19 protein-coding genes and 1 riboswitch are annotated in these 17,092 nt (G+C 66.8%); of the genes, 10 read left to right on the forward strand and 9 right to left on the reverse strand.

Going from position 1 to position 17,092, the window contains the following annotated elements:
- The first annotated feature begins 199 nt into the window (after positions 1–199).
- On the forward strand, positions 200–1,078 hold the full coding sequence (locus IU476_RS19895; protein WP_195102248.1) for an alpha/beta fold hydrolase: 879 nt from the start codon (positions 200–202) through the stop codon (positions 1,076–1,078).
- 38 nt (positions 1,079–1,116) lie between these two features.
- Complete coding sequence (locus tag IU476_RS19900) at positions 1,117–2,175, forward strand: GlxA family transcriptional regulator (protein WP_195102249.1); 1,059 nt, start codon at positions 1,117–1,119, stop codon at positions 2,173–2,175.
- Positions 2,176–2,279: 104 nt separating this feature from the next.
- On the opposite strand, the gene IU476_RS19905 is transcribed toward IU476_RS19900, so the two are convergent.
- The 3 genes from IU476_RS19905 to IU476_RS19915 form a co-directional block, all read right to left on the reverse strand.
- A complete protein-coding gene (locus IU476_RS19905) occupies positions 2,280–2,591 on the reverse strand; it encodes an EthD family reductase (RefSeq protein ID WP_195102251.1) in 312 nt (103 codons plus the stop codon).
- A 235-nt stretch (positions 2,592–2,826) separates the two neighbouring features.
- On the reverse strand, positions 2,827–3,285 hold the full coding sequence (locus IU476_RS19910) for a hypothetical protein (RefSeq protein ID WP_195102253.1): 459 nt from the start codon (positions 3,283–3,285) through the stop codon (positions 2,827–2,829).
- Positions 3,286–3,474: 189 nt separating this feature from the next.
- Positions 3,475–4,062 carry a hypothetical protein gene (locus tag IU476_RS19915; RefSeq protein ID WP_195102256.1) on the reverse strand — a complete coding sequence of 196 codons (588 nt, stop codon included), beginning with the start codon at positions 4,060–4,062 and terminating at the stop codon, positions 3,475–3,477.
- Positions 4,063–4,183: 121 nt separating this feature from the next.
- Here IU476_RS19915 and IU476_RS19920 point away from each other — a divergent pair, with 121 nt between their 5' ends.
- Positions 4,184–4,693, forward strand: coding sequence for an HIT family protein (locus IU476_RS19920; RefSeq protein ID WP_195102257.1), 510 nt, complete (start codon positions 4,184–4,186; stop codon positions 4,691–4,693).
- Positions 4,694–4,963: 270 nt separating this feature from the next.
- Positions 4,964–5,800: an EamA family transporter gene (locus IU476_RS19925; RefSeq protein ID WP_324194150.1), complete on the forward strand. Its 837-nt coding sequence runs from the start codon at positions 4,964–4,966 to the stop codon at positions 5,798–5,800.
- 86 nt (positions 5,801–5,886) lie between these two features.
- Here IU476_RS19925 and IU476_RS19930 read toward each other — a convergent pair whose 3' ends face one another.
- Together IU476_RS19930 and IU476_RS19935 are read right to left on the reverse strand one after the other, a co-directional pair.
- The gene (locus tag IU476_RS19930) at positions 5,887–6,099 is read right to left on the reverse strand and encodes a DUF397 domain-containing protein (RefSeq protein WP_195102260.1); all 213 of its coding nucleotides are present in this window, start codon (positions 6,097–6,099) and stop codon (positions 5,887–5,889) included.
- On the reverse strand, positions 6,096–6,986 hold the full coding sequence (locus tag IU476_RS19935; protein ID WP_195102262.1) for a DUF5753 domain-containing protein: 891 nt from the start codon (positions 6,984–6,986) through the stop codon (positions 6,096–6,098). Before IU476_RS19935 ends, IU476_RS19930 begins: the two co-directional genes overlap by 4 nt.
- 588 nt (positions 6,987–7,574) lie before the next feature.
- On the opposite strand from IU476_RS19935, the gene IU476_RS19940 reads away from it, so the two are divergent.
- The 6 genes from IU476_RS19940 (at position 7,575) to IU476_RS19965 (ending at position 11,469) form a co-directional block, all read left to right on the forward strand.
- Complete coding sequence (locus IU476_RS19940; protein ID WP_195102264.1) at positions 7,575–7,757, forward strand: hypothetical protein; 183 nt, start codon at positions 7,575–7,577, stop codon at positions 7,755–7,757.
- Between the two features lie 13 nt (positions 7,758–7,770).
- The gene (locus tag IU476_RS19945; protein WP_195102267.1) at positions 7,771–8,118 is read left to right on the forward strand and encodes a hypothetical protein; all 348 of its coding nucleotides are present in this window, start codon (positions 7,771–7,773) and stop codon (positions 8,116–8,118) included.
- A 65-nt stretch (positions 8,119–8,183) separates the two neighbouring features.
- Positions 8,184–8,711, forward strand: a complete 528-nt coding sequence (locus IU476_RS19950) for a DUF3558 domain-containing protein (RefSeq protein WP_195102269.1) — start codon at positions 8,184–8,186, stop codon at positions 8,709–8,711.
- A gap of 26 nt (positions 8,712–8,737) precedes the next feature.
- On the forward strand, positions 8,738–9,121 hold the full coding sequence (locus IU476_RS19955; protein ID WP_195102270.1) for a hypothetical protein: 384 nt from the start codon (positions 8,738–8,740) through the stop codon (positions 9,119–9,121).
- Positions 9,122–9,126: 5 nt separating this feature from the next.
- Positions 9,127–10,488, forward strand: coding sequence for a hypothetical protein (locus IU476_RS19960; RefSeq protein ID WP_195102271.1), 1,362 nt, complete (start codon positions 9,127–9,129; stop codon positions 10,486–10,488).
- A gap of 255 nt (positions 10,489–10,743) precedes the next feature.
- On the forward strand, positions 10,744–11,469 hold the full coding sequence (locus IU476_RS19965; RefSeq protein WP_324194151.1) for an ESX secretion-associated protein EspG: 726 nt from the start codon (positions 10,744–10,746) through the stop codon (positions 11,467–11,469).
- Positions 11,470–11,537: 68 nt separating this feature from the next.
- Here the strand turns inward: IU476_RS19965 and IU476_RS19970 are convergent, their stop codons facing one another.
- From IU476_RS19970 to IU476_RS19985, 4 genes are all read right to left on the reverse strand, one after another.
- Positions 11,538–11,912 (reverse strand): hypothetical protein, encoded by a 375-nt coding sequence (locus IU476_RS19970; protein WP_195102273.1) that lies wholly within the window; start codon positions 11,910–11,912, stop codon positions 11,538–11,540.
- A gap of 157 nt (positions 11,913–12,069) precedes the next feature.
- Positions 12,070–13,494: a short-chain fatty acyl-CoA regulator family protein gene (locus IU476_RS19975; RefSeq protein ID WP_195102274.1), complete on the reverse strand. Its 1,425-nt coding sequence runs from the start codon at positions 13,492–13,494 to the stop codon at positions 12,070–12,072.
- Positions 13,495–13,646: 152 nt separating this feature from the next.
- Positions 13,647–15,911: a 5-methyltetrahydropteroyltriglutamate--homocysteine S-methyltransferase gene (gene metE, locus IU476_RS19980; protein WP_438944038.1), complete on the reverse strand. Its 2,265-nt coding sequence runs from the start codon at positions 15,909–15,911 to the stop codon at positions 13,647–13,649.
- 141 nt (positions 15,912–16,052) lie between these two features.
- A riboswitch (cobalamin riboswitch) is annotated at positions 16,053–16,252 on the reverse strand.
- A gap of 97 nt (positions 16,253–16,349) precedes the next feature.
- The gene (locus IU476_RS19985) at positions 16,350–17,066 is read right to left on the reverse strand and encodes a GAF and ANTAR domain-containing protein (RefSeq protein WP_195102277.1); all 717 of its coding nucleotides are present in this window, start codon (positions 17,064–17,066) and stop codon (positions 16,350–16,352) included.
- Positions 17,067–17,092 lie beyond the last annotated feature (26 nt).

The following is a 17,092-nucleotide window of genomic DNA, read 5'->3' on the forward strand; positions in this document are numbered from 1 at the left end:
CAAGAGCGGCCCCCGGCAGGGGAACTGTCAGGCGATTATGTGACGGCAGCGAGGTTCGACGATTCCGCAGCGACTGACCGGATCGGCCACCCGACTGATTCGTTCCGCCAGGGGTCTCGGCCGCCTGCCGATCCCGGCGTTCAATTCCGACATGCCGCAACCCGCGGCGGGAGATCGAATCGCTTGGAAGGACCGGCAGATGACCGAGTTCGTAGACCTCGAAAACGGACAGATCGCGTGTGACGTGGTCGGCGACGGCCCCTTGGTGGTGCTGGCACACGGCATGGGGTGCCGGCGCCAGGATTTCCGGCATCTGATCGGCCCCTTGGCGGCGGCCGGATACCGCGTGGTGAATATGGATATGCGCGGCCACGGCGAATCCAGCCTCGACTGGCCCTCGGTCACCGGCAAATCCGCCATCAGCCGCACCGACGTCGCCCTCGACATACTCGGCGTCGTCCGGCATTTCGGGGGTCCGGCAGTGCTCGTCGGGCATTCGCTGGCGGGCGGGTCGGTGACCATCGCGGCGGCCGAGGCCCCGGAACTGGTATCGGCGATCGTCGAGATCAATCCCTTCACGCTGACCGTCGGCCTCGATCTGGGCGCATTCTGGTCGGTCCGCCGATACCGTCGCGGGATAAGCCAGTTGATCGGCACGCAGCTGTTCAACTCTCCGCGCCTGTGGTTCCGCTATCTCGAGGGTGTGGCCTATCCGACCAAACCCGCCGACCAGGACCGGCACCTACACGAATTGCGGAACCTCTTGGCGCAGCCCGGCAGGTGGGCCGAATTCCGCAAGACCGGCAAGACGACTCCGGCGGACGCGCACGCCCGGATAGCCGAAGTCCGCTGTCCCGCACTGGTGATCATGGGTTCGGAGGACCCGGACTACGCCGACCCGGAAGCGGAGGGCAACAGGATCGTCGCGGCCCTGCCACCGGGTCTCGGCCAGGCGGTCGTCGTCGACCAGGGCGGACACTATCCCCACGCCCAATTCCCCGACCGAGTCGCCGCACTGATGATCCCCTTCCTGGACCGTCACACCACCCGCGATCCAGCGGGATCGCTCAGCCACTGACCGTGGCGACCGACCGCGGCGACTGCGATGATGGCGAGATGCCGGCCCCTCGCACCATCGTTTTCGTTGTCTTCCAAGGCATGCAGATCTCCGAACTAGCCGGACCGATGGACGTGTTCGCGCTACTCAACGAGATCGCCGAGCGGCCGTCGAGTCAGCTGCCACCGGAGCTGTGGTGGCATGTGATCACCGCCGGGGCCGAGGCGGAAATCGCGAACGGTGGTGCCACGACACCGCCGTATCGCTTGCTGACGGCCTCGCCCGGTGGTCGCGCGATCAGCGCCGGCGGCGGCCTGACCCTCTCGGTCGAACATTCGCTCACCGATATCGCCGTGGGCGAGGATTTCGACACTCTCGTCGTGGTCGGCGGTGATGTCGCGGGCCCCGGTGCCGCCGAAGTGGTTCCGGAATTGGCAGACCTTGCCCGCAAGGCCCGGCGAGTGGCGTCGGTGTGCGGGGGTGCATTGCTGCTCGCCGCCGCTGGGCTCTTGGACGGTTACCGAGCCACCACCCACTGGACCACAACCGGCATACTCGCCCAGCGGTTTCCGCGGGTCACCGTCGAACCGGACCGGATATACGTCCGCGACCGCGATCGTTGGACATCGGCGGGGATGTCCGCGGGCGTCGATCTGGCGCTGGCTCTGGTCGAAGACGACCACGGCCGCGAAACTGCCGCCATGATCGCGCGGCTCTGCGTGGTTTTCACGCGGCGGCCGGGCGGACAAGCGCAATTCAGTGCCCAATTGCGCGCCCAGCCGGCCAAGACTCCGGCGATTCGCGCGGTGCAGCAGTGGTTGCCCGACCACCTCGGTGAGGACCTCACCGTAGCCGCCCTCGCACGCCGCACGGGCATGGGCGAACGCAGTTTCGCTCGTGCCTTCCGCGCCGAAACCGGAAGCACCCCGGCCACATTCATCGAAGATCTGCGCGTCGAATCCGCGCGGCGCCTACTGGAATCCACCGAATTGACCGTCGGGGCGATCGCCCGCCAGGTCGGCTACCGGCACGGCGAGACCCTGCATCGGGTCTTCGCCCGCCGCGTGGGCACCACGCCGGAACGTTACCGGCAGCATTTCGGTTCCAGCGCAGCGTAGTTGCACCGGAGCCGCACAGCAGATCTCAGCGTTGAACGCTCATGCCGAAGAGTGCGGGGACCGATCTCGCGAACAATGGTGCACCGCGGATACGGCGATGGGGTTCAGCAGGTGCCGTTCTGAACCGGATAGTGGATGACGACCGCGCCACCGGTGGCGTAGTTGGCGACATCGGCAGCCACCCGCAGGCCCTCCGGAGACTCTCTCGCTGCGGTCATTGCCGCGGCGTCGGCGAATTCGGCCTCGAAGACCGCGAAGTACGGCGACTGCCCCTGCGTCGCCGCCACCTCGAAGCTGTAGCGCCACGCGAGCAGGCCGGGCATCCGCGCGACCAGCGGGAGGTGGTTGTTCACGTAGTAGTCGCGGAATTGGTCGGGATCGGCGGGTTCGGGATACAGGACCATCAACTTGTGCACGACAACCTCCGTTCAGCGGCGAGCGACCACAACTCCCGGAGTGCGCGACCGACGTGAGGTGGACGGTAGAGGAGATTCCACCCCGAGATCAAGCGCATTGCGGGTGCGAGTGCTTGATACCGCGTGCGGTCACGGCCTCACCGGAGCAACGTCTAGGGATGTCCAGACGTCGAGTGGGATTCCGCGGAATGTTCTGTGGGATTGCGGAGAACCTCGGCGTCGGGAAGTTCGCCGTTCAGCCGGCTGATCCGCTGGGGAGGCCGAGGAGAGATTGGAGGGGGGAGGGGGCGGGTGGCTGTGAATTGTCCGGGGTGGCTTCGAGGTAGTGGGCGTCGCGGACCACGCCTCTGTGGGTGTCGCCGGGGACCCAGCGGGGCTGGGGGTGAATGAGGTAGTGCGGGCCGTTGGTGTAGTAGTCGGTGTAGTAGGGCGGGTCTTGGACCCATTGGCCGGGTTCCTGTTCGACGGGGCAGTCGGCGCGCATGCCTGCCCAGTTGTGCGGGCCTACCCAGGTGTGTTGTCCCGGTACCGTGACCCATTCCTGTGTTGCTCCGGGGTTGTGGCAGATTGCCTCCCAGTCGACGCGGTAGGTCTGTTCGGAGTCGTTGCGGCACACCATTCCCGTGCACCAGATACCGGGGGCGAGCGTGTGTATCTCGGGATCGGCGGAGGCGGTAGGTGCCAGTAGTCCCACGGCCGCGATTCCGCCTGCTGCTATTCCGAGGGCGGTTCTCGCTCGTCGATTCATGGTGAGCCAACTCCTGTCTGCGCTGTCCTGGCTGTCGGCAAATGACAGCGGCGCGGACTTGCGATCGCCTTAACGTCGACTTGGGTGCCGCGAATGTCGGCGGTGTCGCTGAGCGAGCGAGATGTACGGAATGGCTCACTGCCGTTGTCGCTCCGGCGCTTTCAGCCAGGCGGAGATCAGGTCCTCGGCTCGGTCGGGTGTCGGGTCGGCTTTGATCAGGGAACTGAGACGTTGGGCTTGGGCCGTCGTCGGCAGGAGGCCGATGAGCAGGGCGGGCAGGAGCAGGCGGCGGGCGAGAAGTTCCTGGGCGGAGGTCACCTGTGGCCGGCGGACGACCGAGATGTTGACGCGAATGGCGTGTTCGTTTCCGGGCGGAACTCCCGGACGATCGGTTTCTATTGCGGCGTAACGGTATCCGTGCGCGAGGTTGCACGGTGAGCAGGTCGTCGGGCCGAGGCCGAGGTGGTGGCCGCACTCGTCGCAGTCGATCCGGTCGAGGGCGGCGTCGACGACGCGCCAGTCGTGCTCGTCGGGTTGGGCGGTGACGAGGCGGGCGAGTTCGGCTTCGGGTTCGTTCTGCCATTCGCCGCGGAAGAGTTGCCATTCGTCGTCGATCAGGGCCTCGACGAGTGCGCGGCAGTAGTGGCAGTCGGGTGCGCCGCCGTATTCGTAGCCGCCGCATTCGGCACAGCGAGTCGGTTCGGCTCCGACGGCAGGTCTCATGGCTTCCATCGTTATATCGACGCCGTCATCTTCGCCACCGATTTCCGCTGCCTCGGGGAGTGCACTCGACTTCCGCACAGGCTATTGAATCCCAGAGCGAGGAGACCGCAGAATCGCTGGTATGCAACGTATTCCCTTCGATGTGGATGTCTATGCTGAGCGAGTTCGGTCGAATCCCTGTTTCATCTGTGCGGTCGTCGCCGAGCCGGGCAGCGACGGGTGGCACGAGGTGGTCGCGGAAACCGAGGACAACATCGCGTTTCTGAGTAAGTATCCGACCCTGCTGGGCCATGTGCTGGTCGCCCCGAAGACGCATCGCGAGCACGTGGTGGGCGACTTCAGCGAAAGCGCCTACCTGGAGCTGATGACCCTGGTGTATCGGGTGGCGAAGGCCGTGGAAGCGACGGTCGAGGTCGAACGGACCTATCTGCTGAGCCTGGGCAGTCAGCAAGGCAATTCTCACGTGCACTGGCACATCTCACCGCTGCCGCCCGGAGTGCCTTATCACGAACAGCAGTTCCACGCGCTGATGGCGGAGAACGGGGTGCTGCCGTGGACGCAGGAGCAGGCCGGAGTGCTGGCGCGGCGGTTGCGTGCCGTCTTGGCTGATCAACTTCGTAAGAGTTGGTGAACGATCTTTTCGCGGGGTAGGCGGGTGTGGCGTGACCATGCGTTCGATGAGCGTGCCGTATAGCCCCGGGGCGAAGTCGTGGTTGTAAGTACAACTTCGTGAGGCGTGTGTACAAAGAGAAGGGGGTGTGTTTTGGGAAGGTGAGGTAGGCGGGCTCGGGCGGGTGAGTCGGAAGGAGTGCCTGTGGTTGCGATCGATGTCGGGTGGGGGCGTAAATCCCTGGTACCGCAGGTGTTTTCGACGGCGCGATTGCGGCAGAGGTTGGGTGGGGTGCCGCCTACCTTGCTGGTGCTCACCGGGATTGTGAGCGTGCAGGTGGGGGCCGCGGTGGCGAACAAGTTGTTCGCGGCTACCGGGCCCGCGGGGGCGGTGGGGTTGCGGTTGTTCTTCGCCGGGGTGGTGTTGCTGGTGTTCTGGCGGTCGTCGCTGCGGATCGAGCGGCGGGCGCTGCCGGTGGTGCTGGCGTTCGGCACCGTGTTGGCGGCGATGAATCTGTTCTTCTACGAGTCGATCGACCGCATTCCGCTCGGCATGGCGGTGACCATCGAATTCCTGGGGCCGCTCGCGGTGGCGCTGGCCGGGTCGCGGCGCTGGGTCGACCCGGTGTGGGCGGTGCTCGCGGGCGGTGGGGTACTGCTGCTCACCCGCGCGAACGGCGCGGTGGCGTGGACCGGTGTGCTGTTCGCGCTCGCCGCCGCCGGCTGCTGGGCGGCCTACATCCTGCTGAGCGCGAAACTCGGCGAGAAGACCAGTGGGGGAGGCGGTTTGGCGCTCGCCATGGCGTTCGGCGGCGTGCTCATGGCACCGGTCGGCATCGCGAGCGCGGGGACCGCTCTGCTCGAACCCTCCGTGCTCGCAGCGGGATTCGGTGTCGCGATGCTGTCGTCGGTGCTGCCCTACTCGGTCGAACTGGAGGCGCTGCGCCGCATCCCGCCCCGCGTCTTCGGCGTCCTGATGAGCCTCGAACCCGCCGTCGCGGCCCTGGCCGGGCTCGCCGTCCTCGGCCAACTACTCAACTTCCAGCAGTGGGGCGGTATCGCCTGCGTGGTCGCGGCGTCGGCGGGGGCCACCAGATCCGCGAGAGGCACCACACCACCCGAGGCGTGATCGGGTCGAGGTTCTTCGGGACGGAATAGCAGCGGCCCCAGCCCGTTTCGTGCCGGGCTGAGGCCGCATGATCGCGCGTGGATCCGCTACGCCGTCGGCAGAGTGAACCTGCCGTGCTGTACGTCTGCGGTGAAGGCGTCCCACTCGTTCGGCGTGAAGATCAACGACGGTCCGCTCGGGTTCTTCGAATCACGGACACCGACGAGGCCCTTGTCGAGGTGCGCGACCTCGACGCAGTCCCCGCCTCCCTGGCTGTGACTACTCTTGAACCATCTCGCGCCGGATACATCCGTGGTCACGCTTCGTACTCCTCTGCGATCACTTGCATCAGACGTCTGGTGTCGTCCTCGGTCAACGCTACATCGCGAAGAGCGGTGGCAGCCGTCCTGTGACGTTCGATCACGTCATCGTCTTCGAGGAACAGCGCACCGATGAAACCTTCCACAAACACGACGGGCGGTGCCGGTGTCCGGCTCGTGTGAAGAGGCGGGAACTCGAACAGCGTGAACGACTGGATCACCAGTCCGGGATGTGGTCCGGCGCTGAACGGGACTACTCGAATCGACACATTCGGTCGAACGCTGACATCAATCAAGTGCCGCAGTTGCCCAGCCATCACCTCACGACCACCAACCAAGTGGCGCAACGTCGATTCCGACAGCATCACCTCCATCGTGAACTCCGCGTCTGAGAGTCGCCGTTGCCGCCGTTCGGTCAACTCCAGTCGCCGTTCGACATCCACCGGTGCCATGTCGGGGTCGTTGATCCCGACAATCCACCTGCGGTAGTCGGGTGTTTGCAGCAAACCCGGCAGAAGTGTGAGCTGGAAGGCCGTCATCGTCGAACACGCCTGTTCGAGACTCATGAAGTGATTGAAGTGCGGGTTAACGACATCGGCGTACGCCCGCCACCATCCGTTGGACGAATTGCCCTTCGCCGCTTTGATTTCCTGGATAAGGCCCATTACCTCGGCCCTGGCGTCTTCGCTGGCGCTGTAGAAGTCCAGCAGGGCGCGGAACTGCAATGTGCTGATTCGTACGACGTGACCGTCCTCCAGCCGTCCGATGCCCTGCTTGGACACCTCGATCGCCACTGCGGCGGAGAGTTGGCTCTTCTTGGCCTCGATCCGCAGTGCGCGGAGGCGGCGGCCGAGGGCGCGCCGGGGAAGGGTGGATCCACCTGCCATTGCTTAGCCTCGCTATCTGATGTGGTCCGTACTGGACCGGGTGATGGGAAACCGCACCGCACTGGACCTCTGAGGGATTGGTAGAAAACGCAGCGTAAGGCAGTCCAGCAATCGAATCGTGGGGTCTAATTGATCTCGCCCCCGATGACAGGGTAATCCTCGGAACAGTCAGTAGCGCAAGGTTTTTGCAAACTTCGGCGGCTACTCGATCTGTTCGAATTCGTGTCGTTCGCGTAGCGCGTGGTGCTGCGCGGCAAACCCTGTCGTCGATCGATCCGAAGAGCGAAGGGTTCGAGCGATTGTGTGTGGTTTTCGGGAGTCGGGAACGTGCGATCGAGCTACGGAAGTCGATGGCTGGCAAGCCATCTGGCGCATCGAGCGGCAGCGCACTCGAATTCTGTTGGTGCGCAGACACTCCGAGGCGCGTCCGCTCATGTCCGCGCCGGTTCCGGGGGCCGCGCCGGACCTGGCGCAGATGCGTGAGCGGTTCCCGGATCTCTCGCGGCTGTGGGATGCCGTGCGGCGCGAGTACTGGACGGAACTCATTGCGCCTCAGAAACATTCATGAGTCTCGGAGAGGTGTGGCCGATGACCTTCGATCGAGGCGCGCGGCGACTGTGGCTGCTGGCCGAGCGTGCCTCGCGGGCGGGCTATCGGCTGATGCCCGGGCTCGGCTGGCCCGGCGCGTGGGTGCTGCTGGATGCCGAAGACGGTGTGCCGCTGTACGCCGCCGAGACGCTGGACCTCATCGAACAGTGGCTCTCCGAATGACCGAGGCGGGCCGGTGAATCCGCGTGCCTACGGCATCGTGCGGGCCGACCTCGCGCCCGAAGCGGTCGACGGTCACGTCCACGCCATTCGGGCCTTCGCCGTGGAACGGGGATGGGATCTGCGTGCCGTCTTCGTGGAACCTTCCGACGCGTGGTTTCCGATGCTGGTCGCCTCGATCGGGGCGCCGGGCAACTGGTCGGTCGTCGTGCCGACCTCCGCGCATCTCGGCGGGTGGATGGATGTCGTCCGGCAATCCGTGGAGGTGTGGACGCTCCATCCCCCGATGCGCCGGCCGTGCACCGGAACCGGCCGGTACCTCCGTCGCGGCGGCGATGCGCCGTTCGGCACGGGGATCCCCTAGAGCAGCAGGTTTGGTAAGGTCGGGCGGTCACGATGCGGCAGGGATCGAGCTGAAGGGGGCGGTCGATGACACGCCGACTCGCGGTAGTTCTGCTGGCGGTTATGGTGCCGGTGCTGGGGGCCTGCAACGACGGGGATGGGGGTGATGCGCCGGGCTCGGCGACTACCACTGCCGAAGCGAAGCTGTGGGATCCGTGTACTCAGATTCCCGACGATGTGCTCCAGCGGGCGGGGGTGAATCCGGCGGCCAAGGAGAGCGGGATCGCAGGGGTTCATCAGCATGGCTGGGAAATCTGCAACTGGAAGGGGAAGCGATACACCGTCACGGTCTTCTCCGGGAGCCGACCGCTGCAAGAGATCGAGACCAAGCCTGGCAATGTCGATTTCGAAGATGTCGTGATTGCGGGACGTAGCGGCCGACAGTACCGAGTCGAGGGCGCTAGCAAGAACGATACTTGCGACGTCGCATTCTCCGCCTCTCAGGGCGTCTTCGAAATTATGGTCGGTAACAGTCTGATCGTTGATAATCCCGGCGATCCTTGTGTCTCACTCCGTGAAGTCGGTAACCAAATCGTTCCATTGCTGCCTCAGTAAGTCACCAGGGGAGGGAAGTGCACATTATGGCTGACGAAGATGTTGCGAAATGGCAGAAGTTGGCCGAGCAAGCGCGCTCAGGTGTGTTATATCTCAACGATGAGGCTGTGGCACGGGAATGTCTCGCCGCCTGCGACCAGCGATTGACCGACCTGAACGATCTTGCGACCATCGGCAATATCACGCAGCGTGTGTCCGGTTTCGGTGATTTCGATATGGGCCGTGCCCTCGAATCCGGCTTCCTCAAACAGGCCACCGGCGAACCGAACTCGATCGATCAGATCATCCGCGATCACATCGAGACCGTGAAGAACATGCGCGAAGTCATGGCGCTGTCCATCAAGCAGCTCACCGGCCAGGACGTCGACAATGCCGGTGAGATCGGTGCTACCGATCCGGCGGGTAGGTAAACGTCATGACGTATCCCAACTACGGTATTCCCGATATGTCCCTCCCGGCCCTCGGCTCGCGGTTGGGGCACGCGTTGACCAGTTTGATTGCCGGTGAGGACATTCCCGACGCGACGACTCCCGGTCAGGTGCAGGATCGGTACAACCGGCAGCGTGACTGGGTTCGCGGGGATGTGTCGAAGATCGGGTTCGAGGGTGCGTTTCGGCCCCAATCCGTGCACAGCACCGATAATTTCGAGCAGCATGATCTGTCGACGTTGCGGGCGAAGGTCGACAAGATCGATCTGAAGGCCGTGAACGATCTGGTGGAGGCCTGGCGGCAGATCGGTGTGAAAGAGACGACGTCGCTGGACACGTTCAAGCAGGCGATGACGAAGGCGACCGGGGCGGATATCTGGCGCGGTGAGTCGAGTACGGCTGCCGCGCAGGCTGTTACCGATTACACGACGCAGGCGTCGCAGGTCGCGAAGGCCGCCGCGCTGACCAGCAACAAATTGGCGGAGTTGCGGACGGGTCTGGAACCGACCAAAGACCTTGTGCCGCATGTGCCGGAGCATCGGTCGGGCATGAGCAATCTGCGGCACTGGGTGGCCGGCCGCGGCTGGCGCAACGACGATACGGCCTATGCGAACGCCTACGCCGAGGCCAAACGGGTGCTGCAGACTGTGTACGCGCCGGTGGTCCGCGAGAGTGACACCAACGTTCCGGTCATCCCGAAACCCAACGAGCAGAAGCCCGTCACGCCGGGTGTCGAGCCGCCGTGGAAGCCGGGCACCGGCGGGCCAGCACCGTCGTCCGGTCCGGACGGAAAGACCGTGACGCCCACGCCGGGGGATGGCGGCCCGAATCCCCAAGGCGCGGAGCCGGAGAACCCGCAGTCCGGGCAGGCCGACACGGGCCAGTCGACGGGTGCGGCGAATTCGGGAGACCAGGCCGCGACCGATCCGGCGGCCGCGACGACCTCGGCCGGCGCGGACCCGAACGGCGCGGGATCGCAATCGGGTTCGTCCGTGCCGCGAGGTGTCGGCGGAGGTACCGGCAGTTCGGGCGGCCCGATCGGATCCGGCACGGGCGGACCGGGTGGCGTCGGCACGGGTGGTCCGGGCGGAGTCGGCAGCAGCGTGCCGTTCGCGGGGCGTCCCGGTGCGGCGGCCGCCGCCGCGCGCCCAGGGGCGTCCGGCGGTCGCGGGGGAGCAAACGGCATGCCTGGCATGGGCGGTCCCGCCGCGGCCGGACGAGGCAAGGGCGACAAGGACGAAGAACGCACCAAGGAAATCCCCGACTACTTGGTGACCAAGGAACACGGCGACGAGCTGACGGGCATCCCGGACCTGCCGAAGACGGTACCGCCCGTCCTCGGCGCATGATCCCGCCCGTGCGATTTCCGGATAGTGGAGCCCTTGCACGAGACGGCTGCGGGCAGCGATGCGGGACGCGTCGGAGCGCGCTGTGCGTGTTGTCGTTCGGCGGCGCAGAGGGTGGTGGGGCAGCGATGCGTGAAGGTGCTGGGTGGCGCGGGGTGTGGCGTCGTATGCGAATGTTGCCGGGGTGTCGGGTGAGTGGGCGAGGGGCCGGTAATGCGGCGTGAGAGGCAGTGGCGGTTCGGGGCGGTGGAGTTTCGGGTGTTGTGGGACTCGACCGGGCGGGACGTGTTGCCGTATCCGCTGGTGCATCGGTTCACCGAGGAAAGTACGTGGGAGGAGGTGAACCGGACTCGGCAGCGGGTTGCTCGAACGGTCCTGCCGCAGTTGGACGAGGATCTCGAGCGTGCCGTTGCGGTGCTGCTCGCGCCGGAGGCTCGCGTCGAGGTGTCGGGATTCGTCGGACGGCGTCGTGAGCGGCGGATACGCATCCACGGGGCGGTACACGATCGGCACGGTGCGATCGCCGTGCAGGAACCCGGGCCGGAGGACGGCGTCGGCGGTGACGTCCGCCTGACATTCCTGCCCGCCGAACGCCTCGCCTCCGCCCTGATCGCGCAGTTGCCGGAATGCGCTGCGGGGCAAGGGAAAACCGTGTCGATCCCGGTGGAGGAGCTGGATCGGCCCGCCCCGCAGGACCCGTGGGTCGTCGGGCCGAGGGACCAGCTGGCGCGCCTGTTCAACCGACCGGCCAGCGCGACATTCCACATCGCCGTCTACCCCTGGGGCAGCCCCGACAACCGGCATACCGAGGGCCGCAAGGACTTCCAGATCATCGACTGGATCGACGACGGCCGCTACGCGAGCTTCGGCGACCGCACCGTCACCGTGAAGCCCACCGACTCCGCCCGGATGATCGCGCAGGTGCGGCAGATGCTGTCGCGCACGGTCGCCGAGGTTCGCAGCGGGAAACACCCGCGACCGTAAGAAGCTGTCCGTGAACCCCGAACATCGCGAGTCATCATGTCGGAGCAGGTCGTAGGAAGCACGAACTATCAGTCGCGATAGTCGAGATCTCCCCAGAGGTTGCTACCCGACGAGCTGCCGCCGGGCCCCGTATAACCGCCGCTATCGGTCGGGCGGCCCAAGGGAAACCACGATGTACCGGTGTTCGTAGTCGAGGAGTCGCTGCTGTACTGGCTGAACGACGCCTGCCTGCGTCGACGCCGCCGGCGGTCGTACCAGTCCTGCTCGGCATCGGCCGCGAGTTGCTTCTCGTACTGCGCCCGCTGGTCCTGCGTCATCGATTCCAGAAGCTTCGCCTCGTTTCTCGATATCCGATCGCGGACGCGCTCCAACTCTTCCCGCGCTCGTGCCTGCTCGTCGCGCTGTCGTTGTTGTTCGCGCTCGAAGCGACTCTTCCACCACATAGGACTCGACTCCAACGCTGCCGGACCTGATGAGCGACACCACATCTCGCGGCGTAGCGCCTGCTCACCTCAACTGTCCGCCCGTTGCCGGATGCGCGCAAGGAGAGCTATCCGCTCAGGAAGAGCTTCACGGACAACTTCTGAGTTCGGCAAGCGCTCATGTCTCGTTGATGCGGGGGTAGGGGAGGTCTATGGACGTTGTCTCCGTGACCGCGAGAGGCCGCCCGATCTGCGGAAACGCCCGCTGCGGGCAGGAAGACCGCTCACACACCTTGCAGCCCGCGCCGATCGGGATAGCCGCCGACGGGTCGTCCAGATGTAGTCCCTTGGAATACACCAGCCGGTCGGCGTATTCGATGTCGCAGCCCAGCCCGATCGCGAATTCCTTACTGGCCGTGCCGTATCCGCGGGCGGCGGAATGGGCGGTGCGGGCGATCCACAGGTAGCGCCGCCCGTCCGGCATGGAGGCGACCTGGGTGAGGATGCGCCCCGGGTGCGCGAACGCCTCGTGCACCACCCACAGCGGGCAGCTGCCGCCGACCCGGGAGAAGTGGAACGCGGTGGCGGACTGGCGTTTCGAGATGTTCCCGGCCCGATCGGTCCGCACGAAGAAGAACGGCACCCCGCGCTGCCCCTGCCGCTGCAACGTACTCAGGCGATGGCACACGGTCTCGAAACCCACCTCGAAACGCAGGCCCAGCAGATCGATGTCGTAGTGGAGTTCCTCGGCCGACCGCAGGAACTTCCCGTACGGCAGCACCAGCGCCCCGGCGAAGTAGTTGGCCAGCCCGACCCGCGCCAGCGAGCGGGATTCGCCGGTGAGGGAAGGCGTGTCGCTCAACACCTCGTCCAGCAGCGGCCCGTACAGCAGGAATGCCAGAGTGGTGGCGATCTGGAAGGCGCGCTGCCCGGGACGCAACCGCCGGGCCAGGGTCAGCGTGCGCGACTCGGCGTCGAAGTGGCGCTTGGGGATGTTCGGGTCCGCGCCGTCGCCGCGGACCAGCACCGTGACCCCCGCCCGCTCCTCGGCGACCCGGGCCAGCTGCCGGTCCAGCGAGCCGATCGTCAACCCGCATTCGTCGAACAGCCGCTCCGCCGCGAGATCCAGCTGGGCGATGTGATTGTGGTGGTCGTAGAAGAAATCGCGGACGTCCTCGTAGGGCATCGGCACCCCGGGCGCGCCGGTAGGCGTGGCGACCTTGGAGGACAGCAGATCCAATTGGTCGGTGGCCGCGCGTAGTCGGCGGTGCATGGCGACGATGGTCTTGGCGACCTCGGGTAGGCGGGTGGCCAGATCCTCGACCTCCGCGGCCGGCGGCGCCGTGCCCCCGGCCGCCTCGACCAGCACCTCGTGCAGATCCGACACCAGTCGCGCGTCGGAGTCCGCGGCGAAGAACTGGACATCCAGGTCGAAGGTCGAATTGAGTTTCAGCAGCACCGGAATCGTCAGGGGCCGCTGATCGCGCTCGAGCTGGTTGAGATAACTGGGGGACAGCTCCAGGGACTTGGCCAGCGCCGCCTGGGTCATCCGCCGTTCCTCGCGCAACCGCCGTAGTCGGGCACCCGCATACATCTTGCGCACGCCGCCGATGCTACCCATTGGCTTCGCAAACATTGCAATATTGGTGGTAGTCGGGCCCAAAATAGCGCCGTTGCGAGGTGTTTTGTCCCGATGTCCGGATGCGTAGCGTGCGAATCCGTCCCGCCCCGGACGGCCGGGGCGGGACGGCTCGGTCAGCGCACGGCCTGGGCGGCGGCGACCATGTTCCGCAGCGACGCCTCCACCTCCGCCGGTCCGCGGGTCTTCAGCCCGCAGTCCGGGTTGACCCAGAGGCGTTCGGCGGGAACGGCTTTCAGCGCCGCCCGCAGCGACGAGGTGATCTCCTCGACGCTCGGCACCCGCGGCGAGTGGATGTCGTAGACGCCCGGTCCGACGCCGAGGTGGAAACCGGCCGCGTTCAGATCGTCGAGCACCTCCATGCGCGAGCGGGCCGCCTCGATCGAGGTCACGTCGGCATCCAGATCCGCGATGGCCCCGATGATCTCGCCGAACTCGGAATAGCACAGGTGGGTGTGGATCTGCGTGGCGTCGGAGACCCCGCCGGTCGCCAGCCGGAACGCGCCCACCGCCCAGTCCAGGTACGCCCCCTTGGCCGCCGCCCGCAGCGGCAGCAGCTCGCGCAGCGCGGGCTCGTCGACCTGAATGATCCGGATGCCGGCGGATTGCAGGTCCACCGTCTCGTCCCGGATGGCGAGCGCGACCTGCCGGGCGGTGTCGGCCAGCGGCTGGTCGTCGCGGACGAACGACCACGCCAGGATCGTCACCGGGCCGGTCAGCATGCCCTTGACCGGCTTGTCGGTGAGCGACTGCGCGTATTCGATCCACCGCACCGTCATCGGCTCGGGCCGCGACACGTCGCCGTACAGGATGGGCGGACGCACGCAGCGGGTGCCGTAGGACTGCACCCAGCCGTTGGCCGTGGCGAAGAACCCGTCCAGCTGTTCGGCGAAGTACTGCACCATGTCGTTGCGTTCCGGCTCGCCGTGCACCAGCACGTCCAGGCCCAGTTTCTCTTGCAGCGCAACGACGTCCGCGATCTCGGCGCGCATCCGGTCCTCGTACTGCGCGGTGCCGATCTCGCCCTTGCGCAGCGCCGCGCGGGCCTGCCGGATCGCGGAGGTCTGCGGGTAGGAGCCGATCGTGGTGGTGGGCAGCAGCGGCAGTCGCAGCCGTTCCCGTTGCAGCGCAAGGCGTTCCGCGGCGGGGGAGCGGTGTGTCGCGTCGGGTCCGAGCGCGGCCAGGCGAGCGCGCACCGCGTCGTCGCGCAGCCTGGCGTCGGTGCTGCGGCTCGCGAGAGCCGCACGGGCCGTGGCCAATTCGTCCGCGACGGCCTCGGTGCCGGTGTGCACCGCCGTCGCCAGCAGCCGTACCTCGCGGATCTTCTCCGCGCCGAACGCCAGCCATGACCGCAGAGCGGGATCCAGCTCGGTCTCGCCGTCGAGCGAATACGGCACGTGCAGAAGCGAACTCGAGGTCGACACCGCCAGCGCGCCCGTGCTGCCCAGCAGGGTGCCCAGCGTGGCGAGCGCCTTGTCGAGATCGGTGCGCCAGACATTGCGGCCGTCGACCACGCCCGCGACCACCAGCTTGCCCGCGAGCGCGGGAACGGCGGCCACCTCGTCGACCGTCGCGCCGGAGCCGAAGTCGAGGGCGATGCCCTCCACACCCATGTCCGCCAGCGCGGGCAGCGCCGGGCCCGGGCTGCCGAAGTAGGTCGCCACCAGGATCGCCGGGCGCTGCGGCAGGCCCGCCAGCTCGGCGTAGACGCGCCGCGTCAGCGCCAATTCGGTCGGAGTGAGGTCGGTGACCAGCACCGGCTCGTCGATCTGCACCCACTGGGCGCCCTCGGCCGCGAGCAGCTGCAGCAACTCGCGGTAGTGCGGGAGCAGGTCGTTCAGCCGGTCCAGCGGGGTGCCGCCATCGACGCCCTTGGCCAGTTTCAGGAACGTCAGCGGGCCGATCACCACCGGGCGGGCGGGTACGCCCAGCTCGCGGGCTTCGCGCAGCTCCGCGATCAGCTTGTCGGGGTGCAGCGCGAACGCGGTGCCGGGCCCGATCTCCGGGACCAGATAGTGGTAGTTGGTGTCGAACCACTTGGTCATCTCCAGCGGCTCGACCGTGTCCGTGCCGCGGGCGGCCGCGAAGTAACGGTCGAGCGGGTCGGCGATATCGGCCACGCGCGGCGGCAGCGCCCCGAACATGACGGCGGTGTCGAGCATCTGGTCGTAGTAGGAGAAGGTGCCGACCGGAACGGAATCCAGTCCGGCGGCGGCCAGTTCGGTGAGCTGCCGGGTGCGCAGCTCACGGCCGACGGCCTGTAGTTCGCCGGCGTCGATGCGTCCGGCCCAGTAGCTCTCGGTCGCGCGTTTGAGTTCGCGCCGCGGCCCGATCCGCGGAATGCCGAGAACCGTTGCGGTGAAAGGGTTGTGCACAGTCACGGTCTCTCTCCAGTGCTGGAAGCCACGGGTCACCGCCACAAAAAGCGAACGGAGCCCGAGACGTGTTCCCGCACCGAAGGATTCGATGCGACGCGCTGGTGTCCGCCCGCCCGGTCCACGAGGCGGTGGCCGCCGGATACGGCGTATCCGGCACAGCCGGCAGGTCTTCGGACTCGCAGGCAATCCCCGTCGGGGGCGGTCCTACTGGCCGTCGCTTCCCAGATGTCGCGCATCCAGTGCTGGTGACGGCGGTCGTTCCTGCATACCGCTGCGGGACAGTCCCGGATTCCCACCGGGTTCCCTCTGGCCGGCCCGTACGGACCGGTTTCGACGCTGCCGTCCGACGCTCGGGGCTCCAACTCGCCGGCGCAGCGAACCAGCTGCACAGAAGAGGATAAGCCACGCGGGCAAGCGGATATTCCGCGGTGTCGCGGGCTTTCAGGGCGCCGGGTGGCGGCGGGCGAGGATGGCGGCGGTGTCGGCGGTGTGGTCGATGACGGTGCGCGCCAGGTCGATCAGGCGGGTGTTGGTGGCGCGGGCGTGGTTGCGCAGGGCGGCGAACGCGGCGTCCATATTGATGTCGGCCTGCTCGATGACCAGCCGGCTGTTGAGCGCGCCCTGCAGTTGCGCCGACACCTCGAGGGAGTCGGCGAGGGCACGGGCGTGGAGGATGCCGATCGTCGCGACGTCGGCGATGGCCTGCGCCAGGGCGACATCGTCGTCGCCGAGGTAGCGGGGGCGGGGCGCGAACAAGTTGATGACGCCGATCCGGTCGTCCCGCAGCCGCATCGGCAACGCGTACATCGCCGCCCAGCCCTCGGCGCGGACGTGGTCGGTGAACACGGGCCAGCGTGCGCGTTCGGCGGTCAGGTCCTCGATACGGACCGCGCGCCCCTCCTTGTAGGCGGTCAGGCACGGCCCCGAATCCGCCTGGATCTGGAACAGTTCCAGGAGCCGGGTCGACTCGCTGGCGGAGGACAGCACCTGCAGCCGATCCAGGTGGTCGGCCAGCAGCACCGCGCAGGAGGTGCCCGGGAGCAATTCGCCTAGCACGTCGACGATTTCCTGCGCCAATTCGACCGGGTCGTAGTCGGCGACCAGGGAATCGGCGAGGCGGACGAACGCTGCGATCAGGACGCGCTCTCGACCTGCCATGGCTGTTCAAACCTCCGTGCTGTGTC

Source organism: Nocardia blacklockiae, assembly GCF_015477355.1.
Classification (GTDB): domain Bacteria; phylum Actinomycetota; class Actinomycetes; order Mycobacteriales; family Mycobacteriaceae; genus Nocardia; species Nocardia blacklockiae.

Bases quoted from the DNA above. Each gene is read 5' to 3' on its own strand.
- IU476_RS19895 (WP_195102248.1), top strand. From the start codon at position 200: ATGACCGAGTTCGTAGACCTCGAAAACGGACAGATCGCGTGTGACGTG.
- IU476_RS19900 (WP_195102249.1), top strand. From the start codon at position 1,117: ATGCCGGCCCCTCGCACCATCGTTTTCGTTGTCTTCCAAGGCATGCAG.
- IU476_RS19915 (WP_195102256.1), bottom strand. From the start codon at position 4,062: ATGAGACCTGCCGTCGGAGCCGAACCGACTCGCTGTGCCGAATGCGGC.
- IU476_RS19920 (WP_195102257.1), top strand. From the start codon at position 4,184: ATGCAACGTATTCCCTTCGATGTGGATGTCTATGCTGAGCGAGTTCGG.
- IU476_RS19935 (WP_195102262.1), bottom strand. From the start codon at position 6,986: ATGGCAGGTGGATCCACCCTTCCCCGGCGCGCCCTCGGCCGCCGCCTC.
- IU476_RS19940 (WP_195102264.1), top strand. From the start codon at position 7,575: ATGACCTTCGATCGAGGCGCGCGGCGACTGTGGCTGCTGGCCGAGCGT.
- IU476_RS19950 (WP_195102269.1), top strand. From the start codon at position 8,184: ATGACACGCCGACTCGCGGTAGTTCTGCTGGCGGTTATGGTGCCGGTG.
- IU476_RS19955 (WP_195102270.1), top strand. From the start codon at position 8,738: ATGGCTGACGAAGATGTTGCGAAATGGCAGAAGTTGGCCGAGCAAGCG.
- IU476_RS19960 (WP_195102271.1), top strand. From the start codon at position 9,127: ATGACGTATCCCAACTACGGTATTCCCGATATGTCCCTCCCGGCCCTC.
- IU476_RS19970 (WP_195102273.1), bottom strand. From the start codon at position 11,912: ATGTGGTGGAAGAGTCGCTTCGAGCGCGAACAACAACGACAGCGCGAC.
- IU476_RS19985 (WP_195102277.1), bottom strand. From the start codon at position 17,066: ATGGCAGGTCGAGAGCGCGTCCTGATCGCAGCGTTCGTCCGCCTCGCC.